Raw genomic sequence first — 17,312 nt, forward strand, 5'->3', positions numbered from 1 at the left:
ATCGTTTTATGCTAGTTACGGGAGCAAACGCTCAAACGCTTTGTTAAAACCGTTCACTTAGTCTATCCAGCCATGCGATCGCCCTTTGCTAATCTGCTCACCTCTGGATTTCTGGAAAAAACGGCGGGGGCTGTAACCCATCAGCGCGGACAAGCCTATTTTAAGAACGGACAGGTGCAGTCCCTCCTGGAAGAGGGCGAAGTGATTTCGGCAGAAGTGCAGGGTAGCGAAGAATATCAAGTTGAGTTCTGGATTGAAGAGGATGGCGGTTTAGCTTACCAATGCGACTGCCCTGTGGGCGGCTTGTGCAAACACTGTGTGGCAGTGGGGCTGGCATGGCTAGCGCGACCTGCTCAGAAATCGGGTGGAATGAACCTTCAGGATGTTCGTCAGTACCTCAACCAGCAGAGCAAGGATACTCTCGTGCAGATGATAGTCGATCGCGCCCTCAGAGATGGCGTTTGGCGCAACCAATTAACGCTAAAAGCGGCAGCAGCCCGTCCTAAAGGTCTAGACATTAAAACCTTTGAGCAGGCTCTGCGCAAGGCGATCGCTGTTAAAGGCTACATTGATTACGGCGAAACCAGAGCCTATACTCGCAACATCAAGGTCGTGATCGAGTCCATTGCTAAATTGCTGGAGGATCACGCCCAAGCCGTCATGGAGCTTTGCGAGTATGCAATGCCACTACTCAATGAGGCAACGCAGTCCATTGACGATTCCGATGGCGACCTAGGCGAAATCATGTCCGACGTCCAGGAGTTGCATCATCAAGCTTGCCAAAAAGTGAAGCCCGACCCGATCGCCCTCGCCGATCGCCTGTATCAGCTCGAAATGGCAGACCCCTATGAAATATTTTACGGTGCGGCAGAAGAGTACGCGGATGTCTTGGGTACAGCTGGAGCCAATCGTTACCAAAAACGTGCAGAAGCCGACTGGGAAAAGCTGCCGCCCTCAACGCCGGGACAGATAAACATCGGTCACAGGAAGCTCAGCTCTATTCTGGAAAACCTGGCTAGACAGAGAGGCGATCTGGAGGTGATCGTGGCTATCAAAAGCCGCAGCCTGTTCCATCCCTATAACTATTTGCAGATTGCCCAGCTCTATCAGGAAGACGGACAGACCGATCGCGCCCTTCAGTGGGCAGAAAATGGCTTGAAAGCATTCCCCGATCGAATTGACTCGCGGCTACAAGACTTCTTGCGAGCAGAATATCAGCGGCGCGGCAGGTTTGCCGATGCCATGGCGTTGGTATGGAAAGAATTTACCGCATCTACCAGTCTTGCAAATTACCAAAAGCTAAAGACCGAAGCCGATCGCAAACACAAGTGGGCAGAATGGCGAGAACGAGCGATCGCCTATATCCGAGAGCAGATTAAGCAGAACCAAAAGGCAGCTAAGACGACCTCTCCCTACTCAATATCCTGGCAATTTAGAGATCATTCGTTGCTAGTGGAAATCTTGCTGTGGGAGGAAGACATTGATAGCGCATGGCAAGAGGCACAGCAAGGCAAATGCTCGAAACAGCTGTGGCTAAAACTAGCAGATGCGCGTCAGAAAGACCACCCTGAAGATGCTCTTTCCATCTACCTTCAGGAGATTGAGCCACTGATCCAGCAGACGAACAACAATGCCTACGCCCAAGCGATTGAATTTGTGAAAAAGGCGAAGAAAACTATGCTGAAAATGGGATTGCGATCGCAATTTGAGGCATATACTCAGCATCTACAGAAAACCTATAGGAACAAGCGAAATTTCATTAAGCTGCTGATTGATCAGGGACTTGACTAATAGAGGCTAAATCCCCATTGGTTCTATTGCTGTCGCTAATTTGCTTAAAATTGCGAACAAATTGTAGTTGCCGCCTTGGCGGTTGCCATAACATGAAATAATTTTTTGAAAAAGTGGGCTACGCCCACTTTTTCAAAAAATTATTCGGTTTGATTAAATTTGCGAACCTTGGGATATTTGTAGTGGCCGTTGTCATCTGACGTTTAGAAAGTATGTGTCTTCCCAAACATCGACACGTCCTGCTAAGAACGCGGGATCGCAGCCTGTTCTAGATGGGTGATTGCTCTAAGATACTGAGGATCTTGAGCCGTGCCTACCTGGTCTGGGTTCGCTGCCAGGTCTTTCTGTTGCTGCTCGGTCAGCTCAATTACAATGTCAGGCGTGATGCCCTTGTGGTTAATATCCAGACCGGATGGGGTGAAGTAACGGGCGATCGTCACATTCAATCCTGATCCATCGGCAAGCTGATTTACCTGCTGCACCAGGGCTTTACCGAAGGTCTGGGTGCCGACCACCACGGCGCGGTTATCATCCTTCAAGGCTCCTGCGACAATTTCGCTGGCGCTGGCAGAGTTGCCATCCACCAGCACCGCCAGCGGCAGATCCGTCAGAGCGCTGTTATTAGCCCGAATTTGCTCCGCGGAGCCATCGCGATCGACCGTCCGCACGATATCGCCGCTGTTGATCCACATCCGGGCGATCGCCACACCCTGATCCAGCCTGCCTCCCGGATTGCCCCGCAGATCCAGAACAAACTGATCTACGTTCTGATTCTGTAGCGTAGTGATAGCTTGCTCCATCTGCTCGGCTGCATGGGCGCTAAATTCATTTAAACGGATATAGCCAATCTTCCGCTGACCTTCCATCCGCAGCGATGAGCGCACGGCTGGAATACTAATCCGTGCCCGTGTCAGCGTCAGCTCGAAGGGTTCTTTGCCCTCACGCTGGAACTGGAGCCGCACCTGTGTATCAGGTTCACCCCGAATCAGACCTGCCGCCGCTTCTACCGTCATCCCCTCAGTGGTGCGCCTATCAATTTGCAGAATCAGGTCTCCCGGCAGTACACCCGCCTGCAAAGCAGGGGAATTCTCGATCGGCTTGACAACCGTGAGCGCTTTTGTAGTCTCGTCTTGCTTAAGCTGCATCCCCACGCCCGTCAATTCGCCACCCATCTCCCGATTCAGCGCCTGAAACTCTTCAGGATTCATGAAGCGGGTGTAGGGATCTTCGAGCTTTTTAAGGGCTTCTCGCAGTGCAGTATAAGCTTCTTCGGGTGAGGCATAGGAACGCGAAAGCAGGGTTTGCCGCTCTTGCTGCCAATCCACCTGATTAAACTTAGGGTCTACATATTCCCGATCGACAATCTGCCAAGCTTGGTCAAGGACTGCCTTAGGACTCGCCTGTAGCTGAGCATAGGCTCTCATCGCCACAGCCGGGATGCCAACCAGCGCTATTGTAGTGGTGACGGCAAAAAAAGTTCGCGATCGAGGCGTGGCGTGCAAACGATTGAAGCTGACATGCAGACGATTCAGTAAAGTCATAGGGTCATCAAATCGGAGGAGTGTTGCCAATAAAATCCAGTATGGAGGGTTTTAAGAAGAACCGCCCTTACTTTTAATACTTAGTGTTAGGAATCTTAAGCTTCGGCTGTAGTTTTTCTATCTTAGTGATCTGATGTGTCAGGCGTGTGACAAGCGCTTTGCAATCCACGGCAAGCTTCGCAAGCTACGGCAAGCTTCGCAAGCTACGGTAAACAGTGTAAACAGCTCAATAGCAAATAGCTCAATAGCGTGAATGGTTTCTTAAACTTGAACAAACCTGCTGGCCTGACCTCCCATGATTGTGTGGCGAGGGTCAGGCGGCTCCTGAAAATGAAGCGCGTGGGGCACGGGGGCACCCTTGATCCGGCAGCAACGGGCGTATTGCCGATCGCTCTGGGTAAAGCCACCCGCCTCCTGCAATACCTCCAGCACGACAAAGCCTATCGCGGCACCGTGCGGTTTGGCATCAGAACAGCAACAGATGATTTGGAGGGCGAAGTGTTAACCTCCAGACCTGCGCCAACGCTTACCCTGTCGCGAGTCCAGCCCTACTTGCCTAAATTTGTGGGGCAGATTCAGCAAATTCCGCCTAGCTATAGCGCCATTCAGATCGGAGGGCGACGGCTCTACGAGTTAGCCCGCGCCGGAGAAACGATCGAGGCTCCAGTCCGGTCAGTTGAGGTTTACAGCCTTGAGGCGCTAGAGTGGCGATCGGGCGACTTTCCCGAACTCGATTTAGCGATTGCTTGTGGAGCTGGAACCTACATCCGAGCGATCGCGCGAGACTTGGGCGAACTGATGGAGACAGGCGGCACGTTGGCAGCCTTAACTCGTACCCACAGCAACGGATTCACCTTAGAGAACAGCTTGACGCTAGACGCTCTAGAAGTCCAGATCCAGTCCAATCAGTTCGTACCCATTTCGCCGCAGGTTGCCTTGCATTGGGAGGCGATCGTTCTCTCGGAACCCTTGGCAAAGCGATGGAGTCAGGGACGACGAATCGACTTTGCAGAGATTCAGACCAATTCTTTACGAAGCTGTGGCACGGATTTATCTGCGTTCTACCAAGTGCAGCATGAAGATGGGCGGTTTTTGGGAATGGGAGAAGCAGTGCGTCACGCTGAGGAAGAAATGCTGATTCCTAAATTAGTGTGGGATTAAAGATTGAGAAATTTCCTCTCATTCTTCGCTACGCTCGAAATAGAAAAATCTTGTAACCTATCTCATTTCTTCTCATGGAGCTATCGCCCAAACCGCCCCAACGTATCGATCGTGGACTTGGCAGCTTGTTTAGCGGCGCAACTTACCCGCTCCGCGCCCTGCGACTATTTTTGACAACTCCCAAACTGCGCAGCTACATCCTGTTCCCGATTCTGATCAACTTAGTTGTGGGTATCACTCTATATGCAGGGCTACTGTTTGCCGGATTGGAGGCGATCGATAATATCATTGCCAGCGTGCCTACCTGGACAGTCAGCGTGCCCCATTGGGCGATCGACCTCCCCGACTGGAAGTTTGCAGCACCTACCTGGCTAGCAACCTGGCTGCCCCATCTCCCTGCCTGGAAAATTTCCCTCCCTCACTGGAAAATTCCCGCTCTTCCACTCCCTGCCTTTTCACTCCCCAGCTTTTCACTTCCCAACTGGCAACCCACGCTTCCCGACTGGATCGCATTTCTCCCCACTTGGGCGGCAATGTTCTTCATCTGGATTCTGCGCGGAGTGCTGACGATCGCCCTCCTCCTTCTGACGGGCTTCATCTTTCTGCAATTTGGCGGACTGCTGGGCGCACCTTGGTATGGCAAGCTCTCGGAGGAGCTAGAGCGCATGAAAACAGGCAAAGTGACGCTGGTGGAAGTGGGTGTGGCAAGCGACATTTCCCGCGCCATTTTCTATGAATTGAAAAAGCTGCTGCTGAGCATTAGCGTTGGCGTGCCATTACTGCTGCTCAACTTTTTTCCGGGCGTGGGCACAGCGATCGCCACGTTCACGGGCATTGCTTTTGCTTCCACGATCGTCTGCATGGACTTTATGGATGCCGCAGTTGAACGTCGCCGTCCTGGCTTCCGCCAAAAGCTAGGGATTGTCTGGCGCAGTATGCCCGCCAGCGGCTCCTTTGGGCTAGTGTGCCTGGGGCTAGTCAGCATTCCACTGGTTAATTTACTGGCGGTTCCGGTGTGCGTGGCGGCAGGGACGCTGTTTTTCTGCGATCGAGTCCTGCCTTGGTATGACAAAGATGTGGCAAGTCGGTAAGCGCGATCAAGCTGGTTGTCAGTCTACGATTAGCAAATCCTGAACAAACCCATACAGATCGGACTCCGATCGCCCTTCTAGCTGCCGATCTTTCAAGTCAATTAGCCCCTGGGATAGCTCTGTTGCGCGCTTCTTGTAGCTGTTGTTGGCAGTCAGTAGATCCATAAACACCTCCTGCTCAATCTCCAGCCGACTGGCTTCTTCCGATAGGGGTGAAGCGTAAGCAACCGCATCGGCATCATATTTCAGCAAAAAAATCAGGGCATTGCTCATCTGCTGGAGCTGCTGCTGAAGTTTTCGGGTATCCAAATCTAGGCGATCGAAACCGACTTTTCCCTCAATTCGCAGTTCGACAATCGGTTGGTCAGCAGGAATCAGCTTCTGAAATTGAATGGCGGTTTGGATTTGGGCGATCGCCGCCTCTTCCACTTCTTCAAGACTTTCATGCCCCTCAGCCGTCCATCGCAGCCGCACGACCGATCGCTGATAGTAGTCTTGCTTTAGCTCTGCCTTGATCCCCGTTGCATCAATTTCTACTAAATATACGCCGCGATCGAAGCTAGACTCTTCAATGCTGTTTGCCTCAGTCGAGCCAGGATTAAAGATCCAGCCGCCCTCGGTATAGCTTTTGTGGATATGCCCCAACGCCAGGTAGTCTACTCCTGCCTGCTTGAGGGGCAGCAAATCGGCATAGCGCAGAGCGCCCTGATATCGAGCAATTTGCCCATCCAGCCCGTGATGAAACAGCAGGATCGTATGGGCGATCGGCGGTAACGCTTCAATAGCCGCCGCAATTTGCTCGATCGCCTTGGGCGCAGAAGCCCCATACCACTGTGAGCCTAGCACTCGCACCCCGCAGGGCAAATCCACGTAGCCACCGTAGCCTTCTTGCCAAGGCGAATAAAAGCTTTCCTCCTGAGCCGAGTCACCCGGTTCTAGCAGCATCAGCAAGCCCCAATCCGCCAGGTAGCGCAGCCAGCTAGTTTTAGTGCCATAGGGACGGTTATCGTGATTTCCCTCGATCGCCAACACCGGGATTTTGGCTGCTTGCAGCAGTTGCAGACAGGTCTGTGCTTGGTTAAGGGTGGCAGGCAAAATATTGCGATGCTCAAACAGATCGCCTGCAATCACCACAAAATCAACCTTTTCGGCGATCGCATATTTCTCGATCGCGTCCTGAAGCGCAAAAAAGAAGTCTTGGGTTCGCTGTTTATTGTCGTAGCGATCGAACCCTAGGTGAACATCAGCAAGGTGGAGAAACCGAGGCATAAGCAAAAAGACTCTAGGATTCGGTCATTGTAGCCCCGCATTTGTCTAGAGTCTAGTACTGGTGATCTAATTAGACAGAATTTAGGATATTGCTGAATCTGGGTATGATTTTTCACAAGGGGCGCTCCGCCCCTTGTGAAAAATCATACCTAAAACCAGTCACGCCGAATCTAGTTAAACGAGCCTGACGGAGAAGTAGAAGTCGCAAGCTCTTCTAGGCGCTCCTGCTGATCCATCGAAATACAGGACTGGATGACATCTTCGATGTCGCCTTCCAGCACCGGATTCAGGGTAAAGTTTTGCCCCAGACGATGATCGGTCACGCGATTATCTTTGTAGTTGTAGGTGCGAATTTTCTCAGAACGTGATCCGGTGCCCACCTGCGATCGCCGCATAGAAGTCACTGCGTCCTGCTGTTCCCGCAGCTTGATTTCATACAGCTTAGCCCGGAGAATCTGCATGGCGCGCTCCCGGTTTTGCAGCTGCGATCGCTCCTCAGTACAGAAGATTCGGATTCCGGTAGGCTTGTGCATCAGGTCAACGGCTGTTTCCACCTTGTTGACGTTTTGACCGCCCGCACCGCCCGATCGCGCTGTCGTTAACTCAATATCCTTAGGATCGATCGTCACCTCAACATCGTCAACTTCTGGCATCACCGCCACAGTCGCAGTCGAGGTATGAATCCGTCCACCCGCTTCGGTCATTGGCACCCGCTGAACGCGGTGAACACCTGCCTCAAACTTCAGCTTACTGTAGACCTGATCGCCCTGAATCTCCAGAATGGCTTCCTTGAATCCGCCCATGTCAGCCAGCGATTCGCTGAGCAGCTTTACCCGCCAGCGCTGACCTTCGGCATAGCGCGAGTACATTCGCACCAAGTCTCCCGCCCAAATACTGGCCTCATCGCCGCCTGTTCCCGCCCGAATTTCTAGCATGATGTTTTTGTCATCATTCGGGTCGCGGGGCAGCAGCAAGACCTTCAGGCGAGCTTCCAGAGCCGTCACTTTTGCAACCAATTCCTCGATTTCCAGGGAAGCCATCTGACGAAGTTCTGAATCGCCGCCAGCGTCCTTCAGAATTTGCCGAGAATCCTCTAAATCTTCCTGAGCTTTCTTCCAGGTATCAAAGGTATCAACCGTTTCCTCTAGCGAAGAACGCGATCGGGCAACACGCTGAAACTCCGACGGATCGGTTGCCACATCAGGGTCAGCCAATCGCCGGGTCAGCTCATGAAACGTTTGTTCAACGGATTTTAGTTTGTCTAGTAGATAAGATTCTGCCATGGGCGTAGCCTCAGAAACTGCGATCGAAAACGCGAAGAGGACTACGATCGCTACTTCTTAGCGTCATCTTTGGCAGCTTCAACTTCAGCAGGCTTGGTCGCATCCACCATGCCATACTTCCGCATAAAGCGTTCGACACGACCTTCCGTATCGATAATCTTCTGGGTTCCGGTATAGAAAGGGTGATTACCCGACCAGATATCGACGTGCAGTTCGGGCTTGGTAGAGCCAACGGTCATTACCAGCTCACCGTTACAGTAAACTTTTGCCTCTGGATACCACTTGGGATGAATTTCGGGTTTAGCCATGGTAATAAAAACAGTTGATGGAATTCGATTTTAGCAAATTGAGCAAGACGTTAAGCCTGGAACACCAGGCATAAGGCATCAAGTCTAGCGCTTCGAGTATTGAGGAGCCTTACGAGCTTTGTGCAAGCCATACTTCTTCCGCTCAACAGCACGCGGGTCGCGAGACAGATAGCCCTCTACCTTCAAAGGCTTCCGGTTATCGGGATCAAGCTGACAAAGTGCCCGTGCCACACCTAACTTGATAGAATCGGCTTGTCCAGTCAAACCGCCACCGCTAGCATTTACCAGGATGTCATACTCACCACCCAAACCTAGCGTTTCCAGAGGGGCTTTAGCCGCCGTCAGATAGGTGGGGTTGAACTGAAGATACAAATCTCCCGGCTTACCATTGATCACGAGCTGACCTGTACCTGGCACTAATCGAACTCTAGCCACCGCAGACTTACGCCGCCCGGTGCCCCAATAGACGACGCGATCGTTCTTATCTGTTGCCTGCATTAGCTTTTCTCTCCAGGAATAGTTTGAACATTGAGAACCACGGGCAGTTGCGCTTGATGCGGATGATTCGTTCCGGCATACACCTTGAGCTTGGTGAAGAGCTGACGACCCAACGTATTTTTGGGCAGCATTCCCTTAACCGCTTGCTCAATAATCCGCTCTGGCATCCGGTCTTGCAGCTTAGCAAAGGTTTCGGTCTTCATTCCGCCTGGACGACCTGAGTGGCGGCGGTAAAGCTTCTGGCTGCTCTTCTTGCCTGTAACATTGATCTTCTCAGCATTGATCACAATCACAAAATCGCCTGTGTCCATGTGAGGCGTATAGGTCGGCTTGTTTTTGCCGCGCAAAACCATAGCGATCTCGCTAGCCAATCGCCCCAACCGCTGATTCTCAGCATCCACTACATACCAATCCCGAACAATCGAGTCTTGAGGCGGTAAATAAGTCTTGTTCATCACGCATTCCTTAAACAAATGTAAAGATAATCTTAGGGGATACAGCAGGTCAAGGCATCGTTCATCGCAGCCCCCGCTGCGGGGAAAACAAGCTTGGGCTGGGCATCATACCAAATCTCCGGAGCAAAGGGAAAATCAGGATAGCCCACTCTAAGCAAGCAAAGCCCCTGGGGCGGAGCGGCATACCTCACCAGATCGCGACGCTGCTGCTGCCACAGTTCAGTAAACTGTCCAGGCGATCGCTCCCCGCTCCCCACCTGCACCAGCATTCCCACCAACAGCCGCACCATGCCATACAAAAAGCCGCTCGCCTGTAGCTCAATATGGAGAAGTGAACCCTGTCGATCGCACTCAGCCACCTGCATATCAACCCAGGAGTGAGGGCGTTTTGAGCCAGCTCGATGAAAGGCTGCTAGATGCTGCCGTCCGATTAGCGGATTTAGCGCCTCCTGCATCAGCGACTCACTCAAAGGCGCGTGGTAGTAGTGCCAGGAAAACGATCGCACAAACAGATTTGGACAGTTTTCTGTATAGATCGTATATCGGTAGCGCCGCCAAATTGCCGAAAACCGAGCGTGCCAGTCATGACTCACCGCTGCCGAAGCGCGAATCAACACATCTTTGGACAACCGCGAATTGAGAATATCCTTCCAGCGATGCGCCGGGACATGGGCTGGGGCTTCAAAGTGAGCCACCTGAGCAGCAGCATGGACTCCCGCATCTGTCCGACCTGCGCCATGCAGAGCCACTGGGTAGCCCATAAAAGCCTGAAGCGCCTGTTCGATCTCCTCTTGCACCGTGCGATAGTTTAACTGTCGCTGCCAGCCATGGAAATGAGTGCCCAGGTACTGAATGACCAGAGCAATTCTTTGCAACGTCCTTGAAGACTGAGGATCAGCATCCTCGGACTCAGAAACACAGGCTAGCGTAGACGGATTCAGAGACATTTCGACAAAACACTTTAGCCAATAAACACTTCAACTTAGCAGTTCGCTAAGTTAACTTAATCAAGTCAGCTCAATAATAGCCATCTCAGCATTGTCACCCCGACGGTTGACCGTGCGGAGAATGCGGGTATAGCCGCCCTGGCGATTGCCATAGCGCTCTTGCACCTGCTCAAACAGGACATGAACCAGCTGCTTGTCATAGATGTAGCCCATTGCCTGCCGACGGGCAGCCAAAGAGCCATCTTTTGCCAAAGTAATCATTCGTTCTGCTTCCGAACGAACGGCTTTGGCACGAGTCTTGGTCGTGGTAATTCGACCGTGACGAATAAGTTCAGTCGTCAACGCTCTCAGGAGCGCCTTCCGCTGATCGGCGGGCAAGCTAAGTTGAGGGACATTACAACGGTGGCGCATAACAACAAAAGGCTAAAAGAACAGAACAATAGTTATTTTTACGACGTAGGAAGGAGCGATCGCAGCTAGGTTGGTCGGGAAGACTTGTCGTGGGGCAAGGTGATTCCCAGTCTGTCTTGCAGGGCTTCAATGACTTCCTCAGCAGATTTAGCACCGAAGTTCTTGATTTCCAGCAAGTCTTCCTGCGTGTAATCCAGCAGATCAGCAACAGAGTTAATTTGCGCCCGTTTCAAGCAGTTGTAGGCTCTCACCGAAAGCTGTAGCTCTTCAATTGGAATCTGATTTGCCGGATCATCTGTCCCTTCGTCTAAATCGTCTATGGGAGCAAAATCTATTTCTCGTAGAGGATTAAATAGATCCACTAAAATGTCTGCCGCCTGACTCAGAGACTCTTGAGGAGTCAAACTGCCGCTTGTCCAGATCTCCATAACCAGCCGATCTTTTTGCACGGTATCGCCAACCCTTGCCCCTTCGATCGTGTAGTTAACTCTACGAACGGGCATAAAGATCGCGTCAATCTGCAAAAAATCTAGGGAGGAAGTTTCATCTTTAGAGCGATCGATCGCCCGGTATCCTACCCCTTTCTCAATCCGAAACTCCATCTCTAAAGTTGAGCCAGCCGCAAGAGTGGCAACGTATTGATCAGGGTTAATTACTTCCACCTCAGAAGGAAGTTCAAAGTACCCTGCCGTCACAGTTACAGGTCCCTCGACTCGCAACCTGCCAATCTGAGGCTGAGATGAATAACTTTTGAGAACGATCTCCTTCATGTTCATGAGAATGTCTAGGACATCTTCTCGAACACCAGGGATGGTCATAAACTCATGGGTAACACCTGCGATCCGAACAGCCGTGACCGCTGCCCCTTCCAAGTTGGAGAGGAGAACACGTCTCAAGGCATTACCAACAGTAATACCCTGACCCCGCTCTAACGGCTCCAATATAAATTTGCTGTAGGAGCTTCGATCTTCATTAACATCTGACTCTATGCACTCAACCTGAAATTGTGCCACAGCCTATCCTCCCTTATCTTTGACCCTAGAACATCAACGTAAATTTCAGCCCTTGGCAAACGTACTGCCTCGAAGACTCGGCAACGTCTTTTCAAACCCGATGCTTGAAATCTGACTTTCCTGGAAAACCTGGTTCCGGTGTTCAAACAATTCAGTGCTGAGCTTCAAACACGTCGTCGCTTGGGTGGGCGGCAGCCATTGTGAGGAATTGGAGTCACATCTCTGATCAAGGTAATCTCCAGTCCGGCACCCTGCAAAGCTCGGATAGCCGTCTCGCGTCCTGAGCCAGGACCGCTCACCATTACCTCAATTTGGCGCATGCCCTGATCGACCGCCCGCCGACCTGCGTTATCTGCAGCTGTTTGTGCAGCAAAAGGAGTGCCTTTCTTAGCGCCCTTGAAGCCGCTTGAACCTGATGAAGCCCAAGAGATAGCCTCACCGCTATTGTCGGTAATTGTGACAATCGTGTTGTTGAACGTAGATTGGATATGAGCCACGCCGCTGGGCACATTCCGCTTCTGCTTCTTCGCACCTGTCTTTCTAGTTGGTTGTCGCGCCATATCCCTAAAATTAGCTGCCTTTAATTAACAAATTCACTGAGTAATAGATCGATCGCAAAGACCGAGCTTTGTGCGTTCAGCTTAGACCTTATAAAACTGAAGTCACAGATTTCTGATGCCTGACGCTTTGGTGCCAGACGCAAAGAGGGGCAGAATGAAAGGACGCACACGCAACCCAACAAACTGCCCTTTGCACTATTTCTTGGTTGGCGCCTTCTTCTTGCCTGCGACTGTACGACGACCGCCTCGGCGAGTCCGCGCGTTCGTTCGAGTCCGCTGTCCTCTGACGGGCAGACCTAAGCGATGCCGCCGTCCACGATAAGTACCAATATCCATCAGGCGCTTGATGTTCATGGATTCCCATCGTCTCAAGTCACCTTCAATCTGATAATCGCCCTCAATCGCTTCACGCAACAGAATAACGTCCGCATCACTCAAATCTTTGATGCGAATATCGGGATTGACACCCGTTTTAGCCAGAACCTGTTTCGATCTCGTAAGACCGATTCCGTAAATATAAGTTAGACCAATCTCGACACGCTTGTCTCGTGGAAGGTCTACCCCAGCAATTCTTGCCACGCTCTAACCCTCTCTTTTTGCTCTTTCGTTACAACCTTAAGACCTAGACAATCACCAATTGGAATGTTGAAAAACACTCCCAAAATGACTTTCCTGACACCCGCTAGGGTACACAATTACCCTTGGCGCTGTTTATGCTTAGGGTTTGAGCAAATCACCATGACTCTACCGCGTCTACGAATGACACGGCACTTCTCACAAATCTTCTTTACAGATGCTCGGACTTTCATGTCCCCTAGTTATATTTTGATACTACAAAACGGCTATTGTATCAGACTAAAATTAATTTGTCAATCTGAAGCGAGAAACCCCTTAGAGGCGCAAGCTAAGCTAGCAAAGCGCTAGAACAGCATTGGAACAAGAGGACTGTGCTGTCACTAAAGCTTGATATTGCTATCCAATAGACTATATAAAGAGCTACCTAAAGAAAAGCTAATCAATTACAGCTGGATCAATAACGCCTCAAAAGCGCGATCGCTCACACTCAAAGAGGGCATCCAAGAATTTCAGATGCTACTTTTTGGCGTTGCGAAGGCGATAGGTGATTCTACCTTTAGTCAGGTCGTAGGGCGTTAGCTCTACCTTGACGCGATCGCCTGGCAATATCTTGATGTAGTTCCGCCGAATCTTGCCTGAGATGTGAGCCAGAACGTTGAATCCATTGTCTAGATCCACCCGAAACATGGCGTTAGGGAGTGAGTCAATCACCGTCCCTTCCATCTCAATCAAATCTTGTTTAGACAAAGCTGTAGTCTCCTGCTGCGATTGAATATTGCGTTGTTGGACATCCAGAGGCTTCTTGAGATCTAGCCATACAGGCTCGTGCCCTTACTTTAGAGTAGCAAATGCTCTGAAAAATAGACTTTAAGGCGTTACTACACGCTGTTGCCGACGTTAGCCATTGCCACTTAGCCATTGCCGACCTAGCTTGCCGACTTAATCTCTGAGGAAGATCCTAGAGTCTGTCTCAAAGTGGAGCCAATAGCCTCAACGCTCTGACTCCCATCAATTGAAATTAACTGACCGCGATCGCTATAAAAATCAATTAGGGGAGCCGTTTGCTCATGATAGACCGCTAATCGATTGCGGATAACAGCATCCGTGTCATCTACGCGTCCCCGTCCCAACAGACGAGCCACCAAATCTTCGTCAGGTACATCAAAGTTAATGACATGGCTACAGGACTGGTGAATCTCCTCAAGCAGCATATCCAGGAACTTCGCCTGCCCAACCGTGCGGGGAAACCCATCCAGAATCCAGCCAGCCTTAACATCCTCTGAGCTAAGGCGATCGCGCACCAGATCTAGCATGAGCTGATCTGGAACCAGCTCACCCGCATCCATATAAGATTTGGCCTTTAGCCCCAGCTCAGTCTTGTTAGCGACTGCACCCCGTAAAATATCACCCGTCGAAATGTGAGGAATCCCATACTCTTGAGCCAAGGCTTGAGCTTGAGTCCCTTTACCTGCCCCAGGCGCTCCCAAAAAGATTAATCTGGTCACTATTGCTTCACCATGCCCTCATATCGTTGAGAAATTACGTAGGTCTGGATCTGCTTTGCTGTGTCGATCGCCACACCTACGAGAATCAAAAGAGACGTTGCGCCGATTCGCTGGAAAGTCGTTACCCCTAACTGCTGCTCGATTGCCGTCGGGACGATCGCCAAAACGCCCAGAAATATCGCGCCCAAGAACGTCAAGTGATTTAAAACTCGTTGGATGTAGTCACTTGTCGCTTTACCAGGGCGAATTCCAGGGATACTTGACCCCATCTTTTTAAGATTTTGGGATAACTCCACCGAGTCCACAAAAAGGGAAGTATAGAAATAGCTGAAGAATAGAATCAGCGCCAAGTAAAGGATGATATAAACAAAGCTATCAGGACTCAAGTATTTAATGACCTGCGCCAAGATGGGATTGTTCGGTAAAACCTGAACCAGGAAAAAAGGCAGAGAGAGCACCGCATAGGTAAAGATAATTGGCATTACCCCTCCCTGATTAAGACGCAGCGGTAGATAGCTACTCCGTTCCTGGTAGGTGCGCCGACCCACCTGACGACGAGCTGAAATAACTGGAATCCGACGAGTTCCTTCCTGAACAAAAACGATGCCCACAATCATCGCCAAGAAGACCACGATTAAAAAGATAATCTTACCCACAAGGCTAGGATCGCCGTTTTGAGCAAGTTCAAACGTATTGCCTAAAGACTGAGGCAATGTCGAAACGATGCTAACAAAGATAAGCAGCGAAGCTCCGTTGCCAATTCCACGCTCTGTAATCAGCTCGCCAACCCACATCACGAACATTGAACCCGCGGTTAATGCTAGAACGGTTTGGACGATAAATGGCGTTCCTGGGTTCTCGGCATAGACGTTGACAAACAGTGCCAGCCCCGTGCTTTGAATGATTGCCCATCCAGCAGCAACATATCGGGTAATTTGAGAAATTTTGCGTCGCCCTGCTTCTCCCTCATTCTTCTGCAAATCTTCCAGGCTAGGGAGAGCTTTCGTCATCAACTGCATGATGATCGAGGCGTTAATGAAAGGAATAATGCCTAACGCAAAAATTCCCAAGGCGGACAGTCCTCCGCCCGAAAAAATATCCAGCAGACCCACAATACTGCCCAGTGCACCGCCCTGGACAGCATCTTGAAATGCGACGCGATCGATCCCCGGTATGGGAATACGGATGCCCAGGCGCACCAAGATCAACATCCCAACAGTGACAAGCAGCCGACCTCGGAGTCCGGCTGCTTGGGCCATTTGTACGAATGTTTCCTGCGCTGTTGGGGCTTTATCTCGGTTGACAACCATAGAGCAATACCTTTTGCGTAGTGGCGGTTACACAGAACCCATAAGAGAGACAGTTTTTGAAGCTGTACTCAATAGTTTAAGTTTTTAAGCTGATTAATCACAAGTGCGCTAATTTAATACCTCAGCTCACAACTTTAGCTCAGAACCTCACAAGAGCCACCTGCTGCTTCAATTTTGGAACGTGCAGAAGCCGTAAAAGCGGCAGCTTGAACTTTTAGAGCAATCGTCAATTCACCATCGCCTAGGATTTTGAGGGGGCCATCATCAGTAGTGACAATTCCTGCCTCCATCAGCGAGGACAAGCTGACCTCACTTTCAGCCACCAGCGCGGCTAGGGCGCTAACATTAATCACCGTATACTCGCGACGGTTGATCAGCGGGAAATGCTTTAGTTTGGGAATCCGACGATAAAGCGGCATCTGACCGCCCTCAAATCCGGGGCGGGTTCCACTCCCAGATCTGGCTTTCTGTCCTCTCATACCAAAGCCACAGCTTGCGCCCTGTCCGGCAGAGATACCGCGACCGACTCGCCGCTTCCGCTTTTGAGAGCCATCCTGGGGTAAAGCGTCTTCTAATCTCATGGCTAATTTACCAATGATTGCTAATTTACCAATGATCTAAATCAAGGTGTGTGGATAATTGAATGTACAGGTTCTCTAACCGTACAAGTTTTCTAGAGGAATACCTCGTTCTTCAGCTACTTCAGAGAAGGTGCGTAGGGACGACAGAGCATTTGCTGCCGCACGGGCATTATTGAGCGGATTACCCGATGCCAACTGCTTTGCCAAGATGTTGCGAACGCCTGCTAGCTCCAGCACTGTACGGACAGCACCCCCAGCAATTACACCCGTTCCCGGTGCGGCTGGACGCATCATGACTTTGGCACCACCGCCAACTCCGTTAACGGGATGCGGAATGGAGTTAGCCTTTGTCAGCGGTACCTTGACCAGGTGCTTTTTGCCGTCAGCTACGCCTTTACGGACTGCGCCAATGACATCACTTGCCTTGCCAACGCCAACACCGACTTGACCCCGCTCGTTGCCGACGACGACGATCGCCCGGAAGCTGAGTTTTTTACCGCCCTTCACCACCTTGGTGACTCGGCGAATCTGAACAACTCGCTCCTGCCACTCTGATTCTTTCTCTTTAGCGCGGTCATTCTTACGACGTTCTTTTGCCATTGTCTTATTCTTCCTTAAGTCTGCAACCCAGACCTGTGATTGAGATCCTAGAAGGTGAGTCCACCCTCTCTGGCGGCATCGGCTAACGCTTTGACCCGCCCGTGATAAAGATTGCCGCCGCGATCGAAGACAACTTGTTGGATGCCTTTGGCGATCGCCCGTTCAGCAATCAGCTTACCAACTTGAACTGAAGCCGCACAGTTTCCGCCCGAAGCTAGCTCAGTGCGCAGATCTGCCTCCAGCGTAGAAGCAGAAGCGATCGTGCAATGCTGCGTATCGTCAATCACCTGCACATAGATATGCTGGTTGGAGCGAAAAACCGCTAAACGAGGGCGATCGGTCGTCCCCGTAACTTTGCGTCGAATTCGATTGTGACGACGATGAGTCGCCTCCTTACGCGTAGACTTCATAA

21 protein-coding genes are annotated in these 17,312 nt (G+C 51.0%); 3 read left to right on the forward strand and 18 right to left on the reverse strand.

Annotated elements, in window-relative coordinates:
- Nucleotides 1–72 precede the first annotated feature (72 nt).
- On the forward strand, nt 73–1,791 hold the full coding sequence (locus tag AC5JMP_RS21355; protein ID WP_495853511.1) for an SWIM zinc finger family protein: 1,719 nt from the start codon (nt 73–75) through the stop codon (nt 1,789–1,791).
- Between the two features lie 242 nt (nt 1,792–2,033).
- On the opposite strand, the gene AC5JMP_RS21360 is transcribed toward AC5JMP_RS21355, so the two are convergent.
- Entirely contained in the window at nt 2,034–3,332 is a 1,299-nt protein-coding gene (locus AC5JMP_RS21360) for a S41 family peptidase (RefSeq protein ID WP_495853512.1), read from the reverse strand.
- 249 nt (nt 3,333–3,581) lie between these two features.
- On the opposite strand from AC5JMP_RS21360, the gene truB reads away from it, so the two are divergent.
- Together truB and AC5JMP_RS21370 are read left to right on the forward strand one after the other, a co-directional pair.
- Complete coding sequence (gene truB, locus AC5JMP_RS21365; RefSeq protein ID WP_495853513.1) at nt 3,582–4,493, forward strand: tRNA pseudouridine(55) synthase TruB; 912 nt, start codon at nt 3,582–3,584, stop codon at nt 4,491–4,493.
- 74 nt (nt 4,494–4,567) lie between these two features.
- The gene (locus AC5JMP_RS21370) at nt 4,568–5,584 is read left to right on the forward strand and encodes an EI24 domain-containing protein (RefSeq protein WP_495853514.1); all 1,017 of its coding nucleotides are present in this window, start codon (nt 4,568–4,570) and stop codon (nt 5,582–5,584) included.
- Nucleotides 5,585–5,602: 18 nt separating this feature from the next.
- Here the strand turns inward: AC5JMP_RS21370 and AC5JMP_RS21375 are convergent, their stop codons facing one another.
- From AC5JMP_RS21375 to rplR, 17 genes are all read right to left on the reverse strand, one after another.
- Nucleotides 5,603–6,853, reverse strand: a complete 1,251-nt coding sequence (locus AC5JMP_RS21375; RefSeq protein ID WP_495853515.1) for a metallophosphoesterase family protein — start codon at nt 6,851–6,853, stop codon at nt 5,603–5,605.
- A gap of 170 nt (nt 6,854–7,023) precedes the next feature.
- Nucleotides 7,024–8,136, reverse strand: a complete 1,113-nt coding sequence (prfA, locus tag AC5JMP_RS21380; protein WP_495853516.1) for a peptide chain release factor 1 — start codon at nt 8,134–8,136, stop codon at nt 7,024–7,026.
- Nucleotides 8,137–8,186: 50 nt separating this feature from the next.
- A complete protein-coding gene (rpmE, locus tag AC5JMP_RS21385) occupies nt 8,187–8,444 on the reverse strand; it encodes a 50S ribosomal protein L31 (protein ID WP_495853517.1) in 258 nt (85 codons plus the stop codon).
- Between the two features lie 84 nt (nt 8,445–8,528).
- Nucleotides 8,529–8,942 (reverse strand): 30S ribosomal protein S9, encoded by a 414-nt coding sequence (gene rpsI, locus AC5JMP_RS21390; RefSeq protein WP_495853518.1) that lies wholly within the window; start codon nt 8,940–8,942, stop codon nt 8,529–8,531.
- Entirely contained in the window at nt 8,942–9,397 is a 456-nt protein-coding gene (gene rplM, locus AC5JMP_RS21395; protein WP_495853519.1) for a 50S ribosomal protein L13, read from the reverse strand. Before rplM ends, rpsI begins: the two co-directional genes overlap by 1 nt.
- Nucleotides 9,398–9,429: 32 nt before the next feature.
- Nucleotides 9,430–10,344 carry a tRNA pseudouridine(38-40) synthase TruA gene (gene truA / locus AC5JMP_RS21400; protein ID WP_495853520.1) on the reverse strand — a complete coding sequence of 305 codons (915 nt, stop codon included), beginning with the start codon at nt 10,342–10,344 and terminating at the stop codon, nt 9,430–9,432.
- A 60-nt stretch (nt 10,345–10,404) separates the two neighbouring features.
- Entirely contained in the window at nt 10,405–10,755 is a 351-nt protein-coding gene (gene rplQ / locus AC5JMP_RS21405; RefSeq protein ID WP_495853521.1) for a 50S ribosomal protein L17, read from the reverse strand.
- A 65-nt stretch (nt 10,756–10,820) separates the two neighbouring features.
- Nucleotides 10,821–11,768: a DNA-directed RNA polymerase subunit alpha gene (locus tag AC5JMP_RS21410; protein WP_495853522.1), complete on the reverse strand. Its 948-nt coding sequence runs from the start codon at nt 11,766–11,768 to the stop codon at nt 10,821–10,823.
- A gap of 164 nt (nt 11,769–11,932) precedes the next feature.
- Entirely contained in the window at nt 11,933–12,328 is a 396-nt protein-coding gene (rpsK, locus tag AC5JMP_RS21415) for a 30S ribosomal protein S11 (protein ID WP_495853523.1), read from the reverse strand.
- Nucleotides 12,329–12,523: 195 nt separating this feature from the next.
- Nucleotides 12,524–12,907: a 30S ribosomal protein S13 gene (gene rpsM / locus AC5JMP_RS21420; protein WP_495853524.1), complete on the reverse strand. Its 384-nt coding sequence runs from the start codon at nt 12,905–12,907 to the stop codon at nt 12,524–12,526.
- 116 nt (nt 12,908–13,023) lie between these two features.
- Nucleotides 13,024–13,137 carry a 50S ribosomal protein L36 gene (gene rpmJ, locus AC5JMP_RS21425; protein WP_006618079.1) on the reverse strand — a complete coding sequence of 38 codons (114 nt, stop codon included), beginning with the start codon at nt 13,135–13,137 and terminating at the stop codon, nt 13,024–13,026.
- A 283-nt stretch (nt 13,138–13,420) separates the two neighbouring features.
- Complete coding sequence (infA, locus tag AC5JMP_RS21430) at nt 13,421–13,651, reverse strand: translation initiation factor IF-1 (RefSeq protein ID WP_495853525.1); 231 nt, start codon at nt 13,649–13,651, stop codon at nt 13,421–13,423.
- A 179-nt stretch (nt 13,652–13,830) separates the two neighbouring features.
- Nucleotides 13,831–14,409, reverse strand: coding sequence for an adenylate kinase (locus AC5JMP_RS21435; RefSeq protein ID WP_495853526.1), 579 nt, complete (start codon nt 14,407–14,409; stop codon nt 13,831–13,833).
- Nucleotides 14,409–15,719 carry a preprotein translocase subunit SecY gene (gene secY, locus AC5JMP_RS21440; protein WP_495853527.1) on the reverse strand — a complete coding sequence of 437 codons (1,311 nt, stop codon included), beginning with the start codon at nt 15,717–15,719 and terminating at the stop codon, nt 14,409–14,411. Before secY ends, AC5JMP_RS21435 begins: the two co-directional genes overlap by 1 nt.
- Before the next feature lie 134 nt (nt 15,720–15,853).
- Nucleotides 15,854–16,300: a 50S ribosomal protein L15 gene (rplO, locus tag AC5JMP_RS21445; RefSeq protein ID WP_495853528.1), complete on the reverse strand. Its 447-nt coding sequence runs from the start codon at nt 16,298–16,300 to the stop codon at nt 15,854–15,856.
- A gap of 75 nt (nt 16,301–16,375) precedes the next feature.
- Nucleotides 16,376–16,900, reverse strand: coding sequence for a 30S ribosomal protein S5 (rpsE, locus tag AC5JMP_RS21450; RefSeq protein ID WP_495853529.1), 525 nt, complete (start codon nt 16,898–16,900; stop codon nt 16,376–16,378).
- Between the two features lie 47 nt (nt 16,901–16,947).
- Complete coding sequence (gene rplR, locus AC5JMP_RS21455; protein WP_495853530.1) at nt 16,948–17,310, reverse strand: 50S ribosomal protein L18; 363 nt, start codon at nt 17,308–17,310, stop codon at nt 16,948–16,950.
- Between the last annotated feature and the right edge of the window lie 2 nt (nt 17,311–17,312).

It is taken from the genome of Drouetiella sp. (assembly GCF_059504425.1).

Bases quoted from the DNA above. Each gene is read 5' to 3' on its own strand.
- AC5JMP_RS21355 (WP_495853511.1), top strand. From the start codon at position 73: ATGCGATCGCCCTTTGCTAATCTGCTCACCTCTGGATTTCTGGAAAAA.
- AC5JMP_RS21360 (WP_495853512.1), bottom strand. From the start codon at position 3,332: ATGACTTTACTGAATCGTCTGCATGTCAGCTTCAATCGTTTGCACGCC.
- AC5JMP_RS21370 (WP_495853514.1), top strand. From the start codon at position 4,568: ATGGAGCTATCGCCCAAACCGCCCCAACGTATCGATCGTGGACTTGGC.
- AC5JMP_RS21375 (WP_495853515.1), bottom strand. From the start codon at position 6,853: ATGCCTCGGTTTCTCCACCTTGCTGATGTTCACCTAGGGTTCGATCGC.
- prfA (WP_495853516.1), bottom strand. From the start codon at position 8,136: ATGGCAGAATCTTATCTACTAGACAAACTAAAATCCGTTGAACAAACG.
- rpmE (WP_495853517.1), bottom strand. From the start codon at position 8,444: ATGGCTAAACCCGAAATTCATCCCAAGTGGTATCCAGAGGCAAAAGTT.
- rpsI (WP_495853518.1), bottom strand. From the start codon at position 8,942: ATGCAGGCAACAGATAAGAACGATCGCGTCGTCTATTGGGGCACCGGG.
- rplM (WP_495853519.1), bottom strand. From the start codon at position 9,397: ATGAACAAGACTTATTTACCGCCTCAAGACTCGATTGTTCGGGATTGG.
- truA (WP_495853520.1), bottom strand. From the start codon at position 10,344: ATGTCTCTGAATCCGTCTACGCTAGCCTGTGTTTCTGAGTCCGAGGAT.
- rplQ (WP_495853521.1), bottom strand. From the start codon at position 10,755: ATGCGCCACCGTTGTAATGTCCCTCAACTTAGCTTGCCCGCCGATCAG.
- rpsK (WP_495853523.1), bottom strand. From the start codon at position 12,328: ATGGCGCGACAACCAACTAGAAAGACAGGTGCGAAGAAGCAGAAGCGG.
- rpmJ (WP_006618079.1), bottom strand. From the start codon at position 13,137: ATGAAAGTCCGAGCATCTGTAAAGAAGATTTGTGAGAAGTGCCGTGTC.
- secY (WP_495853527.1), bottom strand. From the start codon at position 15,719: ATGGTTGTCAACCGAGATAAAGCCCCAACAGCGCAGGAAACATTCGTA.
- rplO (WP_495853528.1), bottom strand. From the start codon at position 16,300: ATGAGATTAGAAGACGCTTTACCCCAGGATGGCTCTCAAAAGCGGAAG.
- rpsE (WP_495853529.1), bottom strand. From the start codon at position 16,900: ATGGCAAAAGAACGTCGTAAGAATGACCGCGCTAAAGAGAAAGAATCA.
- rplR (WP_495853530.1), bottom strand. From the start codon at position 17,310: ATGAAGTCTACGCGTAAGGAGGCGACTCATCGTCGTCACAATCGAATT.